General features: G+C 72.7%; 17 protein-coding genes. 10 read left to right on the top strand and 7 right to left on the bottom strand.

The annotated features are described in order from the left end of the window. Positions 1–39 precede the first annotated feature (39 nt). Positions 40–786, bottom strand: a complete 747-nt coding sequence (locus UW392_RS17760) for a ferritin-like domain-containing protein (protein ID WP_320775994.1) — start codon at positions 784–786, stop codon at positions 40–42. A gap of 98 nt (positions 787–884) precedes the next feature. On the opposite strand from UW392_RS17760, the gene UW392_RS17755 reads away from it, so the two are divergent. Then, positions 885–1,475, top strand: a complete 591-nt coding sequence (locus UW392_RS17755; RefSeq protein ID WP_320775993.1) for a helix-turn-helix domain-containing protein — start codon at positions 885–887, stop codon at positions 1,473–1,475. 60 nt (positions 1,476–1,535) lie between these two features. Here UW392_RS17755 and UW392_RS17750 read toward each other — a convergent pair whose 3' ends face one another. Beyond that, positions 1,536–2,582, bottom strand: a complete 1,047-nt coding sequence (locus tag UW392_RS17750) for an SMP-30/gluconolactonase/LRE family protein (RefSeq protein WP_320775992.1) — start codon at positions 2,580–2,582, stop codon at positions 1,536–1,538. Positions 2,583–2,758: 176 nt separating this feature from the next. Between UW392_RS17750 and UW392_RS17745 the strand changes: the two genes are divergently transcribed. The 6 genes from UW392_RS17745 (at position 2,759) to UW392_RS17720 (ending at position 10,458) form a co-directional block, all read left to right on the top strand. Then, positions 2,759–4,558 carry an NAD(P)/FAD-dependent oxidoreductase gene (locus UW392_RS17745; RefSeq protein ID WP_320775991.1) on the top strand — a complete coding sequence of 600 codons (1,800 nt, stop codon included), beginning with the start codon at positions 2,759–2,761 and terminating at the stop codon, positions 4,556–4,558. A 278-nt stretch (positions 4,559–4,836) separates the two neighbouring features. Further along, positions 4,837–5,532, top strand: a complete 696-nt coding sequence (locus UW392_RS17740; protein WP_320775990.1) for a FadR/GntR family transcriptional regulator — start codon at positions 4,837–4,839, stop codon at positions 5,530–5,532. Between the two features lie 146 nt (positions 5,533–5,678). Continuing rightward, on the top strand, positions 5,679–7,118 hold the full coding sequence (locus tag UW392_RS17735) for a four-carbon acid sugar kinase family protein (protein WP_320775989.1): 1,440 nt from the start codon (positions 5,679–5,681) through the stop codon (positions 7,116–7,118). Next, positions 7,118–7,975, top strand: coding sequence for a class II fructose-bisphosphate aldolase (locus UW392_RS17730; protein WP_320775988.1), 858 nt, complete (start codon positions 7,118–7,120; stop codon positions 7,973–7,975). Before UW392_RS17735 ends, UW392_RS17730 begins: the two co-directional genes overlap by 1 nt. A 108-nt stretch (positions 7,976–8,083) precedes the next feature. Next, positions 8,084–8,992, top strand: a complete 909-nt coding sequence (locus UW392_RS17725; RefSeq protein ID WP_320775987.1) for an NAD(P)-dependent oxidoreductase — start codon at positions 8,084–8,086, stop codon at positions 8,990–8,992. A 2-nt stretch (positions 8,993–8,994) separates the two neighbouring features. Continuing rightward, on the top strand, positions 8,995–10,458 hold the full coding sequence (locus UW392_RS17720) for an SLC13 family permease (RefSeq protein ID WP_320775986.1): 1,464 nt from the start codon (positions 8,995–8,997) through the stop codon (positions 10,456–10,458). Between the two features lie 101 nt (positions 10,459–10,559). On the opposite strand, the gene UW392_RS17715 is transcribed toward UW392_RS17720, so the two are convergent. The 5 genes from UW392_RS17715 to UW392_RS17695 form a co-directional block, all read right to left on the bottom strand. Then, a complete protein-coding gene (locus UW392_RS17715; protein ID WP_320775985.1) occupies positions 10,560–10,889 on the bottom strand; it encodes a hypothetical protein in 330 nt (109 codons plus the stop codon). A gap of 90 nt (positions 10,890–10,979) precedes the next feature. Further along, positions 10,980–12,419: a GH1 family beta-glucosidase gene (locus UW392_RS17710; RefSeq protein ID WP_320775984.1), complete on the bottom strand. Its 1,440-nt coding sequence runs from the start codon at positions 12,417–12,419 to the stop codon at positions 10,980–10,982. 69 nt (positions 12,420–12,488) lie between these two features. Then, positions 12,489–13,427 (bottom strand): carbohydrate ABC transporter permease, encoded by a 939-nt coding sequence (locus UW392_RS17705; protein WP_320775983.1) that lies wholly within the window; start codon positions 13,425–13,427, stop codon positions 12,489–12,491. A 13-nt stretch (positions 13,428–13,440) separates the two neighbouring features. Continuing rightward, entirely contained in the window at positions 13,441–14,454 is a 1,014-nt protein-coding gene (locus UW392_RS17700; RefSeq protein WP_320775982.1) for a sugar ABC transporter permease, read from the bottom strand. 136 nt (positions 14,455–14,590) lie between these two features. Further along, a complete protein-coding gene (locus UW392_RS17695; protein ID WP_320775981.1) occupies positions 14,591–15,904 on the bottom strand; it encodes an ABC transporter substrate-binding protein in 1,314 nt (437 codons plus the stop codon). Positions 15,905–16,239: 335 nt separating this feature from the next. Here UW392_RS17695 and UW392_RS17690 point away from each other — a divergent pair, with 335 nt between their 5' ends. The 3 genes from UW392_RS17690 (at position 16,240) to UW392_RS17680 (ending at position 18,454) form a co-directional block, all read left to right on the top strand. Next, entirely contained in the window at positions 16,240–17,253 is a 1,014-nt protein-coding gene (locus UW392_RS17690) for a LacI family DNA-binding transcriptional regulator (RefSeq protein ID WP_320775980.1), read from the top strand. A 230-nt stretch (positions 17,254–17,483) separates the two neighbouring features. After that, complete coding sequence (locus UW392_RS17685) at positions 17,484–17,912, top strand: phage holin family protein (protein WP_320775979.1); 429 nt, start codon at positions 17,484–17,486, stop codon at positions 17,910–17,912. Then, on the top strand, positions 17,909–18,454 hold the full coding sequence (locus UW392_RS17680) for a DUF3618 domain-containing protein (protein ID WP_320775978.1): 546 nt from the start codon (positions 17,909–17,911) through the stop codon (positions 18,452–18,454). The genes UW392_RS17685 and UW392_RS17680 overlap by 4 nt, the downstream gene beginning before the upstream one ends. Positions 18,455–18,570: the final 116 nt, after the last annotated feature.

Here is an 18,570-nt window from a genome sequence, read left to right as displayed (position 1 = left end):
GGGCCGCGCGTCCGTGGCGCGGCCCCGGGTGCTCGCTCCTCAGCGGTTACGGGACGGATCCGTACGCGTCCCGGCGCCCGGGCGGGGCGCCAGCACCCCGGCGACCACCGCGCCGGACGACGCCATGACGTCGGCCGCGAAACGCAGGCGCCCGACACCCAGCCGGCGCAGCGCCCGGCCGTGGTCGGCGACGACCACCGCACAGGCCCCGAGCAGGAGGAGCCGCCACAGGGCCAGCACCGGGCGGCGGGTGGGACGGGGCAGCTCCGCCAGGGAGGCGTGGAGCCGTTCGCAGTGGAACGGGACGTGACGCTCCTCGTCGGCCAGGATCCGGGCCGCCACGTCCGAGGTGAGCGCATCGCGGGCGCCGTCGCGCAGGGCGCGGTAATAACGCAGCGCCACCACTTCCGCGATCATCAGCACCAGCAGTTCCATGCGCAGTCCCATGAGACGCCGTAATCGTACGAAGACGGTGTCGCTCCAGTGCCCGGTCAGCGTCGGACGGCCGCCCGCGGCCAGCAGCAGGGCCAGCAGCCGGGCGTGGTTCTGCTCCTCGGCGACGAACAGCCGGACCGCCCGCGCGTAGTCGGCGTCGCCGGCTCCGTCGGCCTTGGCGACGAGATCGGCGCCGTCACCGTCCTCGCCGACCTGGAAGCGCCCGACACTGGCCCACACCGCCGGATGCAGCGTCGCCCCCCGCGTCCAGTCCGGGTCCCCCCGGTCGGCTCTGCGCTCCCGCTCCCTCTCGAACCGCCGCGTCCACTCGGCGTACTCGCCCGTATGCACCCTCGCGCCCCTCTCCGGAACCCGGCCACCGCGTTCCGGAGAAGGAGGACGGGAACGGGCGCGGAGGCGTTCCACCCTCGCCCGAGTACCCTGCCGAGGTGACGCACCACCCCGCGCCGGACGGGCGGCGACCCCCGAACCAAGGGCCGAAGGCAGCCGCCCGGAACCGGGCCGCCCTCATCGCCGCCGCCCGCGAGATCTACGCCGAGCAGGGGCTGGACGCCCCGCTGTCCTCGATCGCGCGTCGCGCCGGAGTCGGGCAGGGCGTGCTGTACCGGCACTTCCAGGACCGTGACGCCCTGGCCGCCGCGGTCCTGGAGGAGAACGTGCGGCAGGTCGAGCAGGCGGCCGGGGCCGAGGGCGCCACCTTCTCCGGCGTCCTCGGCGTGATGACCTGGCACCTGACGGAGTCGGCGGCCTTCATCGGCCTCCTGCACTCCGACGGGGCCCGCCGCGACCCCGGCACCCGGGCGCACGCCTCGGTCCTGTCCGGCCGGGTCGAGCGCGCCCTGCGCGGGCACCTGCCGGACGGTCACCGGCTGGCCGCGGCGGACGACCTCATGCTCGCCGTCGCCATGGTCTCCGGCGCCGTCACCGGCCCCACCCGCCAGGAACGGGAACGCCGGGCCCTGGCGGCCTGGCGGCTGCTCGACGTGGGGGTGGGGCCGGTGCGGCCCTTGGAGGGGTAATCAATATGGGTCCAAGACTCAGCCCTGCTCACTGATCAGGAACGGTGAGCGAGGGGCAGGTCAGCCGCCGTTGGACTGCCGGATGCCCTTCGCCAAGGCGTCGAAGCCGTACACGTAGCCCCCTGCCGGTCCGCTGACGGTCATGTACGCCCTGGTCCCGCCGGGCGTGATCGCCACGTTGGTCGCCGACTCCAGGCCCTCGGCCTGCCGGGCGGGGACCTCGACGGTCGCCAGGCGCTCCCCGTACTTGCTGTACACGGCCATCGCGGGCCGGCCGTGCAGCGCCTGGTAGAGGTTGCCGTCCGCGTCCACGGCGATCGAGTCGGTCTGGGCGAGTCCGCCGTCGACCCGTATCGCGGTGTGCCGGGCGGACACTCCTCCCCGGCCGTGGAGGGGGAGGTAGGAGATCCGGTTCTCGGTGAGTTCGCTGAACCACAGGCCCCGGTAGTCCTCGTCGAACGAGATGCCGTTGGTCGCGGCCAGCCCGTCGGCCAGGACGGTGGCCTCCTCGCCCGCGCGGTCGATGCGCACCACGCGGCCGGTCTCCTCGCCCTCGGTCAGGCCGCGTGAGTCGCTGACGTACAGGTTGCCCTCCTGGTCGAAGGCCAGGTCGTCGGGGTTCATCGGCGCGCCGTCGACCTCGCCGGAGAAGAAGGTGCGGAGGTCACCGCCGTCCGGGGCGAGGCTCACGATCTCGCCTTGGGCGAAGTCGGTCAGGTAGAGCCGTCCGTCGTACGGGCTGAACTGGGCGGAGGTGTAGGCGCCGCGGCCGTCGGTGTGGACCGCCCGCGAGGTCTTCTTCCGGACGTCGACGCGCAGCACCTTCGGTTCGCCCTCGGGCGCGGTGACGTCGACGACGAGCAGCTTGCCGTCCTCGTCGAAGACCGGCCCCTCCAGCAGGGTCATCCCGGTCTCCTCGTGCACCTCCGTCAGCTGCATGACCTTCTCGGCGCGGATGGTCCTGTCCTGGCCGGCCGCGGCCGGTGCGCCGGGACCGCCCGTCTCGGTACCGCACCCGGTGAGGGCCAGCACGCCGAACACGGCGAGACCGGCCAGGGGGCTGAGGGAACGGCTCGGGAGTCGTCGGAGGCGTCGGAGTCGTCGCATGGGGGGTCCACTCTTCCTGTCCGCCGGGTGCGGGGTGCACCCGCCTACCTACCGGACAACTGTGTCCGGTAGGGGTTAGGGTAGTTGACGGCCGCTGGGAGTGCGGGAGGCGTGCGCACCCCGACGCGACGAGGCGGCCGTCCGGCAGCAGACCCCCCATAGGATCGAGGCCCCCCATGACGACCTCGCAGGTGCCGACTCCCGACGAACTCAGCGGGCTGAGGCGGCGGTACCGCCTCGAGCGGGAGCGGCGCGTACGACCCGACGGCGCCGGGCAGTACCTGGCCACCGACGCCGAGTTCGGCTACTACGCCGCCGACCCGTACGCGGGAGAGGTGCCCGAGCGCGAGCCGCTGCGCGACACCGTCGACGTCGCCGTCGTCGGCGGCGGGTTCGGCGGCATCCTCGCCGGGGCGCGGCTGCGGCAGCAGGGCGTGGCGCGGATCCGGATCGTGGAGAAGGGCGGCGACTTCGGCGGCACCTGGTACTGGAACCGCTACCCGGGCATCCACTGCGACGTCGAGTCGCACGTGTACCTGCCCCTGCTGGACGAGACCGGGTACGTACCGGAGTGGAAGTACGCCCCCGGTGACGAGATCCGCCGCCACGCGGTGCGCATCGCGGAGAAGTTCGACCTCTACGCCGACTCCGTGTTCTCCACCGCGGTCACCTCACTGACCTGGGACGAGGAGTCACAGGTGTGGATCGTGGCGACCGACCGGGGGGACGAGTTCCGGGCCGCCTACGTCATCACGGCCACCGGCACCCTGTCCGAGCCCAAACTGCCCGGGATACCCGGCATCGAGGACTTCCGGGGCCACACCTTCCACACCTCGCGGTGGGACTACGGCTACACCGGCGGCACCCCGGACGGCGGCCTCACCGGTCTCGCGGACAAGCGCGTGGGCATCGTCGGCACCGGCGCCACCGGCATCCAGGCCGTCCCGATGCTGGCCGAGGACGCCGCGCACGTCTACGTCTTCCAGCGCACGCCCTCCAGCGTGGACGTGCGCGCCAACCGCCGCACCGAGGCCCGCGACGTCGGCGCCGACGTCGACGGCTGGGCGCGGGCGCGCCGCGACAACTTCCTGCGCATCGTCTCCGGCGAACCCGCCGACGAGGACCTCGTGGCGGACCGCTGGACCGCGTCCGCCGGCCTCCTGGAGAAGCTGCTGCCGAGCTTCCGGCGCGAGGGCGACCGGGAGACCTTCGAAGCGGCCTACGAGGTGGCCGACGCCGCCAAGATGAACGAGCTGCGTGCCCGCGTCGAGCAGGACGTCGCCGACCCGGACACGGCGGAGAAGCTCAAGCCCTGGTACCGGTACGCCTGCAAGCGCCCCACCTTCTCCGACAAGTACTACCCGGCGTTCAACCGCGACAACGTCACCCTGGTCGACACCGCGGACACCCACGGCATCGAGCGCGTCACCGCCCACGGTGTCGTGGTCGGCGACGCCACCTACGAGCTGGACTGCCTGGTCTTCGCCACCGGATTCGAGGTCGGCACCTCCGGCGTCCTCTCCGGCAGGCTCCCCGTCCACGGCCGCGGCGGCACCCAGCTGCTGCACGCGTGGGCACGAGGCGGCCCGCGCACCCTGCACGGCTTCACCAGCAACGGGTTCCCGAACCTCATCCAGATGGGATCCCTGCAGAACGCCAGCAGCGTCAACTTCACCCACATCCTGGACGAGCAGGCCGTCCACGCCGCCGCCCTCGTCGCCGCCGCGGAGGCCGCGGGCGCCCTCGTCGAGCCGTCCCGCGAGGCGGAGGACGCCTGGCGGGCCGCCCTGGCCGAGGGCGCACCCGACCACGAGTGGTTCCACGCCGAGTGCACCCCCGGCTACTACAACCGTGAAGGACGCGGCCGGCCCAACGGCCCGTCCGCCTACCCGCACGGCGCGGTCGCCTTCCACGAGCTGCTGCGCCGGTGGCGCGAGGAGTCGATGCACGAAATCCTGGGTTCCGCGCGGGCGTAGCCCCGGCAAAGCCCCGGAACAGCCCCGGAATCCGCTCCTCCCACACACACGGGCGCGTGCGAGCAGGGCCTTCACGGCCCGCTCGCACGCGCCCGTCGTAGTGAGCAACCGAACAAAAACACCCCAAGGGTATTGACGTGCCGGGAAGTCACTGCCAGGGTTACCGCGACTGAGACATCAGACGTCTGATGTCTGACCTCTGACATCTCGGTCGAGTCGCCGCATGGAGCCGCCATAGGGTGACTCCCGACCCGCACCCACCCGACGGAGGCCCGAAGATGTCGCTCTCCGAGGACCTCGCCGAACGACTGCTCAGCGAGATCATCGACGGCACCCACCCGCCCGACGCCGCCTTCCCCCCGGAGGCCGAACTGGCCGAACAGGCGTCGGTGAGCCGGCTGACGGTCCGCGAGGCGGTCAAGCAGCTGCGTGCGCAGAACGTCGTACGGGTGGTCCGGGGACGCGGCACCTTCGTGAACCCCCCGGACCGCTGGACCGCCCTGGAGCCCGTGGTCCGGGCCGCCTCCCGCGCCTCCCACAGCTCGCTCTCCGAGCAGCTCATCGAGGCCCGCCGGCTCATCGAGAACGGTGCGACGGAGCTGGCCGCGGTCCGCCGCGACGAGACCCACCTCGCCGACCTGCGTGAGCACCTCGCGGCGATGCGGGAGGCCGCCGACGAGGCGGACACGGAGAAGTTCGTCCAGGCCGACATCGACTTCCACGCGACGGTCATGCGGGCGACCGGCAACCTCTTCGTGCCGCTCCTGTTCGAGCCGTTCGGCACCCTCCTCGCCGAGGGCCGCCGTGAGACCTCCGCGATCCCCCGGATCCGGGTCCACGCGATCGCCCACCACGAGGCGGTCCTCGCCGCCCTCGAAGCCGGTGACCCGGACCGCGCACGCGAGGCGATGAACACCCACATGAACCAGACGGCGGTGGACTACCGCACGCACGTGCTGAAGTCCGCCGACTGACACCAGCGGCACGCCTGCCGCGGCCCAAGGCCACGGGTCACCCGTACCGCCGGCCCGGGTGGGCTCGCAGCGGTCCGTGGGCGGACGGACGATCCGCCGCCCCGCCCACCCCGCACCCCCTCACGCACCACACCTCAGGAACCACCATGTCTCTACCTCGTCATGCCCTGCCCGAGTCCGAAGTGCTCGGGAACGTCCCCCCGGTCAGGGCCGTCGCCCCCGCGGACGTGGCCGCCCGGCTGCGCACGGCCCCCCGCCTCGCCGTCCTCGACGACGACCCCACGGGCACCCAGACCGTCAAGGACGTCCCCGTCCTCACCACCTGGACGGTGGACGACCTGCGCTGGGCCCTGCGGCAGGACAGCCCCGCCTTCTTCGTCCTCACCAACACCCGCAGCCTCGCTCCCGAGGACGCGGCGGCCCGCAACCGCGAGGTCGCCCGCGCCCTCCACCAGGCGTCCGAGGCCGAGGACGTCCCGTACGTCATCGCCTCGCGCGGCGACTCCACCCTCCGCGGGCACTTCCCCCTGGAGACCGACGTCCTGGCCCAGGAGCTGGAGGCGAACGGCGCCGCCCCCGACGGCGTCGTCCTCGTCCCCGCCTACATCGAGGCGGGCCGCCTCACCGTCGGCTCCACGCACTGGATGCGCACCCCGGACGGTCTCCTCCCGGTCGGCGAGAGCGAGTTCGCCAAGGACGCCACCTTCGGTTACGCCGCCTCGTCGCTGCCGGAGTGGGTCGAGGAGAAGACGGCGGGCCGGGTACCCGCCGCCGACGTCCTCCGCATCACCCTCACCGACCTGCGGACCGGTGGCCCCGACCGCGTGGCGCGGCTCCTCGCAGGGCTGCGCGACGGCGCGACCGCCGTGGTGGACGCGGTCTGCGACGACGACCTGCGCGTCCTGGCCCTCGCCGCGGCCGAGGCCGAGACGCGGGGGACCCGGCTGCTCTACCGCGTCGGCCCCTCCTTCGTGCGGGCCCGGGCCGGCCAGTCCGCCCACCCCCCGCTCACCGCCCCCGAACTCGCCGGTCTGCGCGCCGAGGGCGACCACGGCCTGATCGTCGTCGGTTCCCACGTCTCCCTCACCACCCGGCAGCTGAACCGCCTGCGGGAGGACGTCACGGACCTGACCGAGTTCGAGCTGGACGTGGCCCGGCTCCTCGACCCCGCCGCCCGGGACGCCCACATCCAGGAGACCGCCACCGCCGCGGCCGCCGCGATGGGGACGTCCGACACGGTCGTCCGCACCACGCGGGCCGTCGTCACCGCGGCCGACCCCGACGAGAGCCTCGCGATCTCCCGCAGCGTCTCCGCCGCGCTGGTCGAGACGGTCCGCCTGATCACGGCCGCCCGGCGCCCCGCGTTCGTCGTCGCCAAGGGCGGCATCACCTCCAGCGACACCGCGACCCACGGGCTCCGGATCCGCCGCGCCTGGGCGCGCGGCACCCTGCTGCCCGGCATCGTGTCGCTGTGGCAGCCCACGGACGGCCCGGCCACCGGTGTCCCCTACATCGTGTTCGCCGGCAACGTCGGCGACGAGGACGCCCTGTCCGACGCCCTGACCCTGCTGAGGAGCGCGGCCTGATGCTGCAGACAGGACCCGCGGGCCTCAAGGCCCTGACCAAGGCGTACGACAACGGCCACGCGCTGCCCGGCTTCGTCGTGTACAACCTGGAGACGGTCCAGGGCATCGTCGCGGCGGCCGAGGCGAACCCCGGCCGCCCGGTGCTGATCCAGGCGGGCTCCAGCCCCTTCAAGCACGCGGGCCGGGAGGCGCTGATGCGACTGGCCCTCGACGCGGCGGCGGCGTCCACCGCGTCCGTCGGCGTGCACCTGGACCACAGCCGCGACCTGGACGAGATCACCGCCTGCCTGGAGGCCGGCTACACCTCGGTCATGGTGGACGGCTCCCACCTGCCCTTCGCCGAGAACGTCGCCCTCACCCGGGAGACGGTCCGGCGGGCCCGTGACCACGGTGCCTGGGTCGAGGGCGAACTGGGCGCGCTCGCGGGCGACGAGGACGTGTCGGTGAACGCGTCGGCGTCCACGGCCGCGATGACGGACCCGGCGCAGGCCGCGGAGTTCGTGGCCGAGACGGGTGTGGACGCCCTGGCCGTGGCGGTCGGCAACGTCCACGGCTTCACCGCCGAGCCCGTCCGCCTGGACCTGGAGCGCCTCTCCGGCATCCGCGCGGAGGTTCCCGTCCCCCTGGTCCTGCACGGCGCCAGCGGTCTGCCCGCGGAACAGCTGCGGGCCGCCCTCGCCCGGGGCGTCGCCAAGGTCAACGTCAACGCGGAACTCCGCCGCGCCTACCTCCAGGCGGTCGGCACCGCGCTGCCCGCCGCCCTCCCGGGCTCGGACGCGGTGGCCCTGTGGTCGGCGGGCCGGGACGCGGTGGCCGAGGCGGCCTCCCGCGTCATCAACCAGCTCACCGGCGCCTGACGGACCCCGCCGCCCGCGGCACCACTTCCCTCCGGCGCTTCGGCATTCCGGCTTCCCGGTGCCCCCTACGCCGTACTTCGTGCTTCGTACTCCTTGAAAGGCCCCCTCATGTCCTCGCTCCCCCGCACCGCAGTGATCGGCCTGGGCGCCATGGGCCTGCCCATGGCGACCCACCTCGCCGCGCACCTCCCCGTCACCGCCTTCGACATATCCGAGGAGCGGCTCGCCCAGCTCGTCACCGCCGGCGGCACCGCGGCGTCCACCCCGGCCGAGGCCGCCCGCGAGGCCGACGTCGTCCTCCTCGCCGTACGGGACCAGGCCCAGGTCGAGGCAGCCCTGTTCGGCACGGACGGTGTGGCCGATACCCTCCGCCCCGGCGCCGCGGTCGTCCTCACCAGCACCGTCGGCCCGGCCGCCGCCCGCGCCACGGCCGCCCGGCTCGCGGAGCAGGGGGTCCGCACGGTCGACGCTCCCGTCAGCGGCGGCCCGGTGCGGGCCGGCGCCGGCGACCTGCTGATCGTCGTGGGCGCGGACGACGAGGCCCTCCTCCAGGCCCGTCCGGTCCTGGACCTGCTGGCCTCCACGCTCACCGTCGTGGGCGCGAACCCCGGTGACGGCCAGTCCCTGAAGGCCATCAACCAGCTGCTCGCCGGTGTGCACATCGCCGCTGCCGCGGAGGCCCTCGCCCTCGCCCGGGGTCTCGGCCTCGACCCGGCCACCGTCGTGGAGAGCCTCCGGCACGGCGCCGCGGGCTCGTTCATGTTCTCCGACCGCGGTCCCCGCATGGTCGAGACGTACGAGCGCGACGCCGCCCCCGAGGTGAAGTCCCGCCTCGACATCTTCGTGAAGGACATGGGCATCGTCACCGGCATCGCGCGCGACGCCCACGTGCCCGTCCCCCTCGCCTCCGCCGCCCAGCAGCTCTACCTCCTCGGCGAGGCCGCCGGCCTGGCCGCCCAGGACGACTCCTCGGTCGTCACCGTCCTCTCCCCGAAGACCCCGCACGACGGGGAGTGACGATGAGCCACACCACCCTCCTCCTCATCGCCGCCGCGGGTGTCGCGGCCCTCCTGCTCCTCATCCTGCGGGCCAGGGTCCAGCCGTTCGTCGCCCTCGTCGTGGTCTCCATCGGCGTGGCGCTGGCCGCCGGCATCCCGGCCGCCGACCTGGTGAGCACCATCGAGGACGGCATGGGGTCCACCCTGGGCCACATCGCCACGATCATCGCCCTCGGCGCGATGATCGGCCGCATCATCGAACTCTCCGGCGGCGCGACGGCGTTCGCCCACTCCCTCATCGGCCGCTTCGGGTCCAGACGCACCCCGCTCGCCCTCACGGTCGCCGGTTTCGTCATCGGGATCCCGGTCTTCGTCGAGGTCGGCCTCATCATCCTGATGCCGATCGCGTACGGCATCGCCCGCGCCTCCCGCAAGCCGCTCCTGGTCTACGCCCTCCCGATGGGCGCGGCCATGCTCACGGTGCACTCGTTCCTGCCCCCGCACCCCGGGGCGGTCGCCGCCGTCGAGGCCATCGGCGCGGACCAGGGCCTGGTCCTGCTCATGGGCATCCCGGTCACCGCGGTGGTCGTCGCCCTCGGCTACCTGGTCTCCCGGCGCATGACCCGCCGCGAGTACCCGATGGATCCGGCGGTGTACGCGGAGGTCTACGGCGGCGGGTCCTCCCCCGACGCCCCCGGCACCGGCACCCCCGCCACCACGGACGGGACGGAACCCGCTCCGGGCGGGGGCAGGGGCACGGGCACGGCGACGGCGACGGCGACGGCGACGGCGACGGCCGAACCGGACCTTCCCCCGCCGTCCTTCGCCATGGTCCTCACCCTGATCGTCACCCCTATCCTGCTGATCCTGGCGGGCACGCTCGGCGAGAACCTGCTCGCCGAGGGCTCGGTCCCGCGCGCCGTGCTGACCGTGCTCGGGGCCCCGATGGTCGCCCTGCTCATCGACGTCGCGCTGTGCGCGTACCTCCTCGGCGCCCGCCGCGGCTGGGACCGCGCGCACATCGCCCACGTGATGGGCTCGGCCCTCCCCTCCGTCGCCATGGTGATCCTGGTGGCGGGCGCGGGTGGGGTGTTCGGCAAGGTGCTGGTGGCCAGCGGCATCGGCGACGCGATCGCGGACGTACTGGACCGGACCGGTTTCCCGGTCCTCCTGCTGGCCTTCCTGACGTCGCTGGCCCTGCGCGCGGCCCAGGGTTCGACGACCGTCGCCCTGATCACGGCCGCGGGCATCCTGCACCCGCTGCTGGAGCGCGCCGACCTGTCGACCGCCCAGCTGTCCCTCGTCGCCCTGGCCCTGGGCGCGGGAGGGCTCGCCGTGTCGCACATCAACGACGCGGGTTACTGGATGTTCACCAAGCTGGCCGGTCTGGACGTGGCGAGCGGGCTGCGCACCTGGACGGTCCTGACCACCACGATGGGTGTCATCGGCTTCGGCCTGACGGCAGCGCTGTGGAGTTTCGTGTAGCCGACACGTGTAACCGGCATGACGGCCGGCCCGGTGGCGACACCGGGCCGGCCGTCATGCCGGGCGCGTGCGACCGTACGCCGCGCCCGGTCCGCGTACGCCTAGGCGGTGACGGGCTCCGCTTCCTCGGCCTCGTCCGCTCCGGCGGGCCCGGCGGTGTCGGTGCCCTGGCCGGCGTCGTCCTCCTCGTCCTCGACCATGTCGAGGAAGCGCCGGATCGCCTCGAGGGGCATCACGAGTTCCTCGGACGCGGCCTGCGCGCCGCCGAACACCTGCACCGCCTCGGCGACGGCCACGGCGAGTTCCCCCTCGGCCTTGCGGACCTTGGCCTCGGCCTTGTCCACGGTGTCGACCACCGAAAGCTGGCGGCGCTGCTTCTCCTGGAGTCGCTGCTTGCGGGAGGGCGTCTTGTCAGAGTTCTGCGCGGTCATGACCAAGATCATAATCGGCGGCGGGCGCGATCCAGAAATCAGCAACTCGTGCCCCGCGGTGCGGTGTTCGCGGCGCCACGACCGGCCCGGTCAGGCGCCGGGCAGGACGCCGGTGCGGGCGACCTCGGCGTACCAGCGGGCGCTGGCCTTGGGGGTGCGCGTGCCGGTCGGGTAGTCGACGTAGACGAGGCCGAAGCGCTTGCTGTAACCGTGCGCCCACTCGAAGTTGTCCAGCAGCGACCACAGGAAGTACCCGCGTACGTCCGCCCCGTCCTCGATGGCCCGGTGCACGGCGGCCAGGTGACCGCGCAGGTAGGCGATGCGGGCGGCGTCGTTGACGTGTCCGGCCGGGTCGGCGTAGTCGTCGAACGCGGCGCCGTTCTCCGTGATGACCAGCGGCAGTCGCGGGAACTCCGACGACAGGCGCCGCAGCAGGTCGTACAGGCCGGTCGGGTCGACGGCCCAGCCCATGGCGGTGGTGTCGCCCGGGGACTGGTGGAAGGCGACCCCGTCGGCGGCCGGCCACGGGGTGCGGTCGCCGCCGTGCCCGTAGGAGGTGGGGGAACCGTCGCCGTCGGCCCCGGAGACGAGGGTGGGCGTGTAGTAGTTGACACCGAGGAAGTCCAGCGGCTGGTGGATCAGCGCGAGGTCGCCGTCCCGTACGTACGACCAGTCGGTCAGCGCGGCGGTGTCCTCGACGAGGTCCTGCGGGTAGCCGCCGTGCAGCATCGGTCCGGTGAACACCCGGTTGGCCAGCGCGTCGATGCGGCGGGCCGCGTCGCCGTCGGCCTCGCTGCCGGTGAGCGGGCGCACGTGGTGGACGTTGAGGGCCACCGAGCACTTGGCGTCGGCGGGGATGCGGTCGCGCAGGGCCTGGACGGCCAGGCCGTGGGCCAGGTTGAGGTGGTGGGCGGCGCGCAGGGCGGCGACCGGGTCGGTACGGCCGGGGGCGTGCACGCCGGAGCCGTAGCCGAGGAAGGCGCTGCACCAGGGTTCGTTGAGGGTGGTCCAGGTCTTCACCCGGTCACCGAGCGCGTCGGCGGCCAGGGCCGCGTACGCGGCGAACCGCTCGGCGGTGGCCCGCTCCGGCCAGCCGCCGGCGTCCTCCAGTTCCTGCGGCAGGTCCCAGTGGTAGAGGGTGGCGACGGGCTGGATGCCCGCGTCCAGCAGTTCGTCGACGAGACGCCGGTAGAAGTCGAGCCCCATCTGCACGGCGGGTCCGCGGCCGGTGGGCTGGATCCGGGGCCAGGCGAGGGAGAAGCGGTAGGCGCCGATGCCGAGGTCGGCCATGAGGGCCACGTCCTCGCGGCGGCGGTGGTAGTGGTCGGTGGCGATGTCACCGGTGTCGCCGTTGCGGACCCGGCCCGGGGTGCGGGCGTAGGTGTCCCAGATGGACGGCGTGCGGCCGTTCTTCGCGGCGGCCCCCTCGATCTGGTAGGCGGCGGTCGCGGAGCCCCAGAGGAACCCTGCCGGGAAGGTGCGGGAGGCGTCCGTGGCGGACGCGGGCTGCGGCTGCGCTGCGCTGACCACGTGAGTCCTTTCCTGGGCGGTCCGAGTGGTCCGGGTGGTCCGGGTCGGGTGTACGGGCTCGGCGGCGGGTCAGCCCTTGACCGCGCCCGCCATGATGCCGCTGACGATCTGGCGGCCGAAGACGATGAACATCGCCAGCAGCGGCAGCGTGCCGAGCAGCGCGCCCGCCATGATCAGGGACTGGTCGCGGACGTAGCCGGCGCTGAGTCCGGTGAGGGCGACGGGGACCGTCGGGTTGGTCATGTCGAGGACCACGAACGGCCAGAAGAAGTCGTTCCAGGCGTGCACGAACGTGATCATGAACAGCACCGCCATCGCGGGGCGTGCCACGGGCAGCACGATGCTCCAGAAGATACGCAGCGAGTGCGCGCCGTCGACCCGGGCGGCCTCGACCAGCTCGTCCGGCAGCGCCTCCGACAGGTACTGCCGCATGAAGAAGACACCGACCGCGCTCACCAGGGTGGGGAAGATGACGGCGGGCAGCTCCTGCGTCCAGCCCAGCTCGGACATCATCATGAACAGCGGTACGACGCCGAGCTGCGGCGGCACCATCATGGTGCCGACCACCAGCATGAGCAGCACGTTGCGGCCCGAGAAGCGCAGCTTGGCGAAGGCGAACCCGGCCAGCGTCGCGAACATCACCGTGGACAGGGCGATGACCCCGGCCACGATCAGGCTGTTCAGCATGGCCTTGCCCATGGCCGCCTCGTCCCAGGCGCGGGCGAGGTTGCTGAAAAGGTTCGGGCCGGGCAGGAACGGCGGCGGCGTCTGGCTGACCCGGGTGTTGTCGGTGGAGGCCGCCACCATCGTCCAGTACAGCGGGAAGATCGACAGAAGCGCCATGATCCCGAGCAGGACGTAGGCGAGCGGGCCCGCGTGGTGCTGGCGGCCGGCGCCCGGGGCCAGTCTCCGGCGGCCTACGCGGGCGGCGGGCTGCCGCGGCGGGGTGTTCCTCGATGCGGTCCGGTCCGGCGCGTCCGTCCGGACCGGGAGGCTTCCTGTGGTCATGTGGGACTCCTGGTCAGGACGGACGGGGGCGGCCGGCGGCACGGGAGCGCAGGTGCTTGACCGCGCGCTGCGCCACGAAGACGAGGACGAGCAGCAGGAACATCACCCAGGCGACGGTCGCCGAGCGGCCCATCTGGTAGTTCTTCCAGCCCTCCTCGTACAGCAGCAGACCCAGCGTCTGGTACTGGTTGTCCGCGCCGCCCGTCACACCGTTCGGCCCCTGCCCGAAGATCAGCGGTTCGCCGAACAGCTGGGTCGCGCCGATGGTGGAGAGCACGATGGTGAAGACGATGGTGGAACGGATCCCGGGCACGGTGACGTTGGTGAACTGCTTCCAGCGGGAGGCGCCGTCGATGGCGGCGGCCTCGTACCGCTCGGCGGGGATGGCCTGCATGGCGGCCAGGTAGAGCAGCGCGTTGTAGCCGGTCCAGCGCCAGATGACGATCGTCGAGATGGCGAGCTGGGCGGGCCACTTCTCGGACTCCCAGTTGACCGGGTCGATGCCGACCACGCCGAGCGCCCAGTTGATCATGCCGAAGTCGCGTTCGAAGAGCATCGTGAACACGAGGGCGGCGGCGCCGACCGAGGTGGCGTAGGGGACGAGCGAGGCGATGCGGAAGAAGAGCGAGCCGCGCATCCGGTAGTTGAGCAGGTGGGCCAGGCCGAGCGCCATCAACAGCTGCGGCACCGTGGAGATGACACCGATCGTGACGGTGTTCGCCGCCGCGTTCCAGAAGCGGGCGTCGCTCCACAGCTCGACGTAGTTGTCGAGCGCCACCCACTCCATGACGTCGAGGGTGGCCAGTTCCACCCGGTGCAGGGAGATCCAGGAGGTGTAGAGGAGGGGGTAGAAGCTGAACGCGGCGAACACCACGAAGAACGGTGCGACGAACGCGTACGGCGCGCCCTTGATGTCCAGCCGGTGCAGCAGCGCGCCGCGCCGCCGGCCCGCGTCGTGGCCGCCCGGCCCGCGGGACGGTCCTCGACGCCCCTCGCCGGCCTGGGCCTTGGTGGTGGAGGTGGCCACCGGACTTCCTTCCTGAGAGCTGGGAGCTGGGAAGAGCTGGTGGGAGCCGCGGTGTGGGCCGGGCCCCGGGCCCGCCCGCGAGGTGCGGGCGGGCCCGGGCGGCCGGAGGTACGACGCGGACCCCGGGGACGACGGGTCAGCCGACCGCCTTCTCGATGCGCTCCACGGTGGTGTCCCAGGCCTCGTCACGCGGGGTGCCCTGCTGTTCGATCAGGACCAGGCCCTGGGAGAAGGTGTCCTTGATCGTGCCGTCCTTGCGGCCGAGGACCTGCCCGTCGGGGATCTCCTGGGCGGCCTCTCCGAAGATCTGGCCGATGGGGGCGCCGTCGAAGTACTCGGAGGTGAAGTCCTTCACCTCGGCGGAGTCCAGGGCCTCCTGCGAGGACGGGACGCTGCCCTGCCCCTGGAAGATGTGCGCCTGCTGCTCCGGAGCCGTCAGCCAGGCCACGAGCTTCTTGGCCTCCTCCTTCACCGGGCTCTGCTCGACCACACCGAGGAAGGAGCCGCCCCAGTTGGCGCCCTTGGGAGCCTTGGCGACGTCCCACTTGCCCTTGCCCGCCTCGCCCGCCTTCTCGGTGATGTGGCCGAGCATCCAGGCCGGGCAGACGGCCGTGGCGAACGTGCCGTTGGCCAGGCCCGGGTCCCAACCGGGCTGGAACTGGCGGAGCTTGGCGGACAGACCGTCCTCGGCGGCGTCGGCGGCGAGGCCCCAGGCCTCCTTGACCGCCGGGTTCGTCTCGTGGATCAGTTCGCCCTCGGCGTTGTAGTACTGCTCGGGGTAGCCGTAGACCATGGCGTTGAACAGGCCGCTGGCCGCGTCCATGTACGCCACGTCACCGCCCTTGAAATCCTTCTTGAAGGTGCGGCCGACCTCGACGTACTTGTTCCAGTCCCCCTCCCACAGCTGGGCGACCTCGTCGCGGTCGGTGGGCAGTCCGGCCTTCTCGAAGTGGTCCTTGCGGTAACAGACCGCCATCGGGCCGATGTCGGTGCCGAGGCCCAGCACCTTGCCGTCCTCGGTGGTGATCTGTGACTGCTTCCACGGCAGGAAGTGGTCGGTGCCCTCCACGTCCGCGAAGTCGGCGAACTTGTCGGCCTGGGTCTCGACGACCTCCTTGGCCCGGCCGATCTCGATGCCCTGGATGTCCTTCAGGCCCTTGCCGCCGGCCAGCCTGGTCTGCAGGGCGGTGTAGTAGGTCTGCTCGTCCCCGGCCACCTCGGCCTTGATCGTGACGTTCGGGTTCTCCTTCTCGTACTGCTCCAGGAGGCCCGTCTCCTTGAATCCCATCACCCCGTACAAGCCCATGGTGATGGTGACCTTGCCGTCCTTCTTGCCGCCGCCCGTCACCGATTCGTCACCGCCTGAACAGCCGGCGACGAGCGCGAGCGCGCCGGCTGCCGCGACGACCGCGACCGCTCTCCTGCGCGGTGACCTGTGCGAAGTGCTCATGTGTCTTCCTCCAAGCGACGGCGCTGTACGCACCGGAGTGACGAGGCGGGCGATGGCTACGGCGACACGAAGGGTGGTGGGAACGTGACCACCAAAGGATGGGAACGTGCCCACTCGAGCCCGTGGGAACGCTCCCACCGGCGGTTGGAAGACTCGTCCCAGCGCCCGGCTATGTCAATGACTTGAAAACGATTCGTTCGATTCGTTGCCTAACCGGGCACTCGGCGTTCGCTTCGTGATTACGGAGAGGTGCTGCCGCCGCCGCGGCGTCTGCCACAATTGCCGCTGGTCACGTCCGCGGCCGGTGCCGCTGCGGTTGCCGCCGGGAGGAGCACATGACAGCGAACGGCCAACCGACGATCAAAACCGTCGCAGCCCGCGCCGGGGTGGGTCGGACCACGGTCTCCCGCGTCATCAACGGCTCGGACCTCGTCAGCGCCGACGCCCGCGCACGGGTGCTCGCGGCGATCGAGGAACTGAACTACATCCCCAACTCCGTGGCCCGCGGCCTCGTGACCAGCCGCACCGACGCGGTGGCCCTGGTGATCCCGGAGTCCGAGAGCCGGCTCGGCGCCGAACCGTTCTTCGCCGCCCTGATCCGCGGCGTGAGCGGCGCGCTCGCCGAGACCCGCACCCAGCTGCAGCTGACGCTGGTCCGCGACCAGTTCGAGCGCGACCAGCTGGCCGCTTCGGTGGCGGCCCGCCGGGTCGACGGCGTACTGCTGGTCTCGGTCCACGCGCACGACCGGCTGCCCGGGATGCTGGAGGAGATGGGGCTGCCCACCGTGCTGGCCGGCCGCCGCGACGAGCGGGAGCAGCTCCCCCACGTCGACTCCGACAACACCGGGGGCGCCGCCGCGGCCGTCCGCCACCTGCTGGACCGGGGGCGCCGCCGCGTCGCCACCATCACCGGGGCGCTCGACATGGACGTCGGCCGGGGCCGCCTCGCCGGCTGGCGCGACGCCCACCGCGCGGCGGGGCTGCGCGCCGACGACCTCCTGGTGGAGGCCGGCGACTTCACCGAGGAGGGGGGCCGCCGGGCGATGCGTTCGCTACTTGAACGTGTGCCGGACCTGGACGCCGTCTTCGCCGCCTCCGACCTCATGGCCGTCGGCGCCCTGGCCGAACTGCGCCGTCGGAAGCGGCGGGTGCCGGACGACGTCGCCGTCGTCGGATTCGAGGACTCCGTTCTCGCCCGCCACACCGACCCGCCGCTGACCACGGTGCGTCAGCCGGTGGAGGAACAGGGCCGGACGATGGTCCGCATCCTGCTCGACATCACCCGGCACGGCGCGGACCGCCGGCAGGTGACGCTGCCGACGGAACTGGTGGTGCGCCAGTCGTCGTGACGGCCGGCGACCCGGCGGTCGATGGCCGGCGGACGGCGGCCGCGCACCGGTCCGGGTTGCGTCCGTGAACGGTGGCGGCGCCCGTCGGGTTCCCGCGGACGGCGTCGGCGAGCCCGCATGTGATCAAGACACCTGCCCTGAACTCCCCTGTCCGGGGTACCCGCGCGCTCACCGGACGGTGCTGCGGTGCCGCCGGGACCGCAAGGGGCGAGTGACAGGAGGTGAGCGCCGTGTCGAGTACGCACCCGCACCACGGGCCGGCGCAGCAGGCGTCCGGTACGGAGCCGGTGGGAGAGCTGGTCCAGCGCGCGTCGCAGCAGCTGACGGAGCTGGTCCGCGCCGAACTGCGCCTCGCGCAGTCGGAGATGAAGGAGAAGGGCAGGCGTTACGGCAAGGGCGGCGGCCTGTTCGGCGGGGCCGGCCTCGTCGGCTTCCTGATGCTGGAGGCCCTGGTGGCCACCGCGATCGCCGCGCTGGCCGTGGCGCTTCCCGTATGGGCGGCGGCTCTCATCGTGACCGCCGTCCTGGGCGTGATCGCCGCGGTGCTGGCGCTCAGCGGAAAGAAGCAGGTGTCCGGGGCTGCCCCGCCCGCTCCGGGGCAGACGATCGAGAACGTGAAGACCGACGTGGCAACGATCAAGGAGAGTGCGCAGCGATGACCCAGCCTCCTCACGACGAGCAGACCGCCGCCGACCCCGAGGAACTGCAGGAGCAGGTCGAACAGACCCGTCAGCGGCTCGGCCGGACCGTCGAGGCGCTCGCGGCCAAGGCCGACGTCAAGGCCCGCGCCCAGGAGAAGGCCACCGAGGCCAAGGACCAGGCCGCCGCCAAGGCCGGGGAGTTGCGGGAACAGACCGCCGTCAAGGCCGGGGAACTGCGGGAACAGACCGCCGTCAAGGCCGGAGAGCTGCGGGAGCAGACCGCGGCCAAGGCGGAGGAGCTGCGGACCAAGGCCACCGAGGTCGTCTCCCGGGTGCAGGACAAGCTGCCCGACCCGGTCAGGGACAAGGCCGCCCAGGCCGCTGAGCAGGCCCGGGTGAAGGCGGCCGAGGCCGGTCGGCTGTGGGAGGAGAAGGCGCCCGAGCCGGTGCGGGCCAGGACGGCCCAGGGCGCGCAGCTGGCCCGGGACCACCGCGGTCTGCTGCTGACGGCCGCCGGAGCGGCCGCCGTGGTGTGGCTGATGTGCCGGGGCAAGAAGTGACGCCCTGACGGGCGACGCCCGGGCGGCACTCGGCCCGGCTGACGCACGGCACACGGGGGGGAGGGGACGGTCCGCATGCGGACCGTCCCCTCCCCCCCGTGTGCCGTGCGTCAGCC

It is taken from the genome of Streptomyces sp. CRN 30 (assembly GCF_034105845.1).
This window is presented reverse-complemented; position numbering and strand designations above follow the sequence as displayed.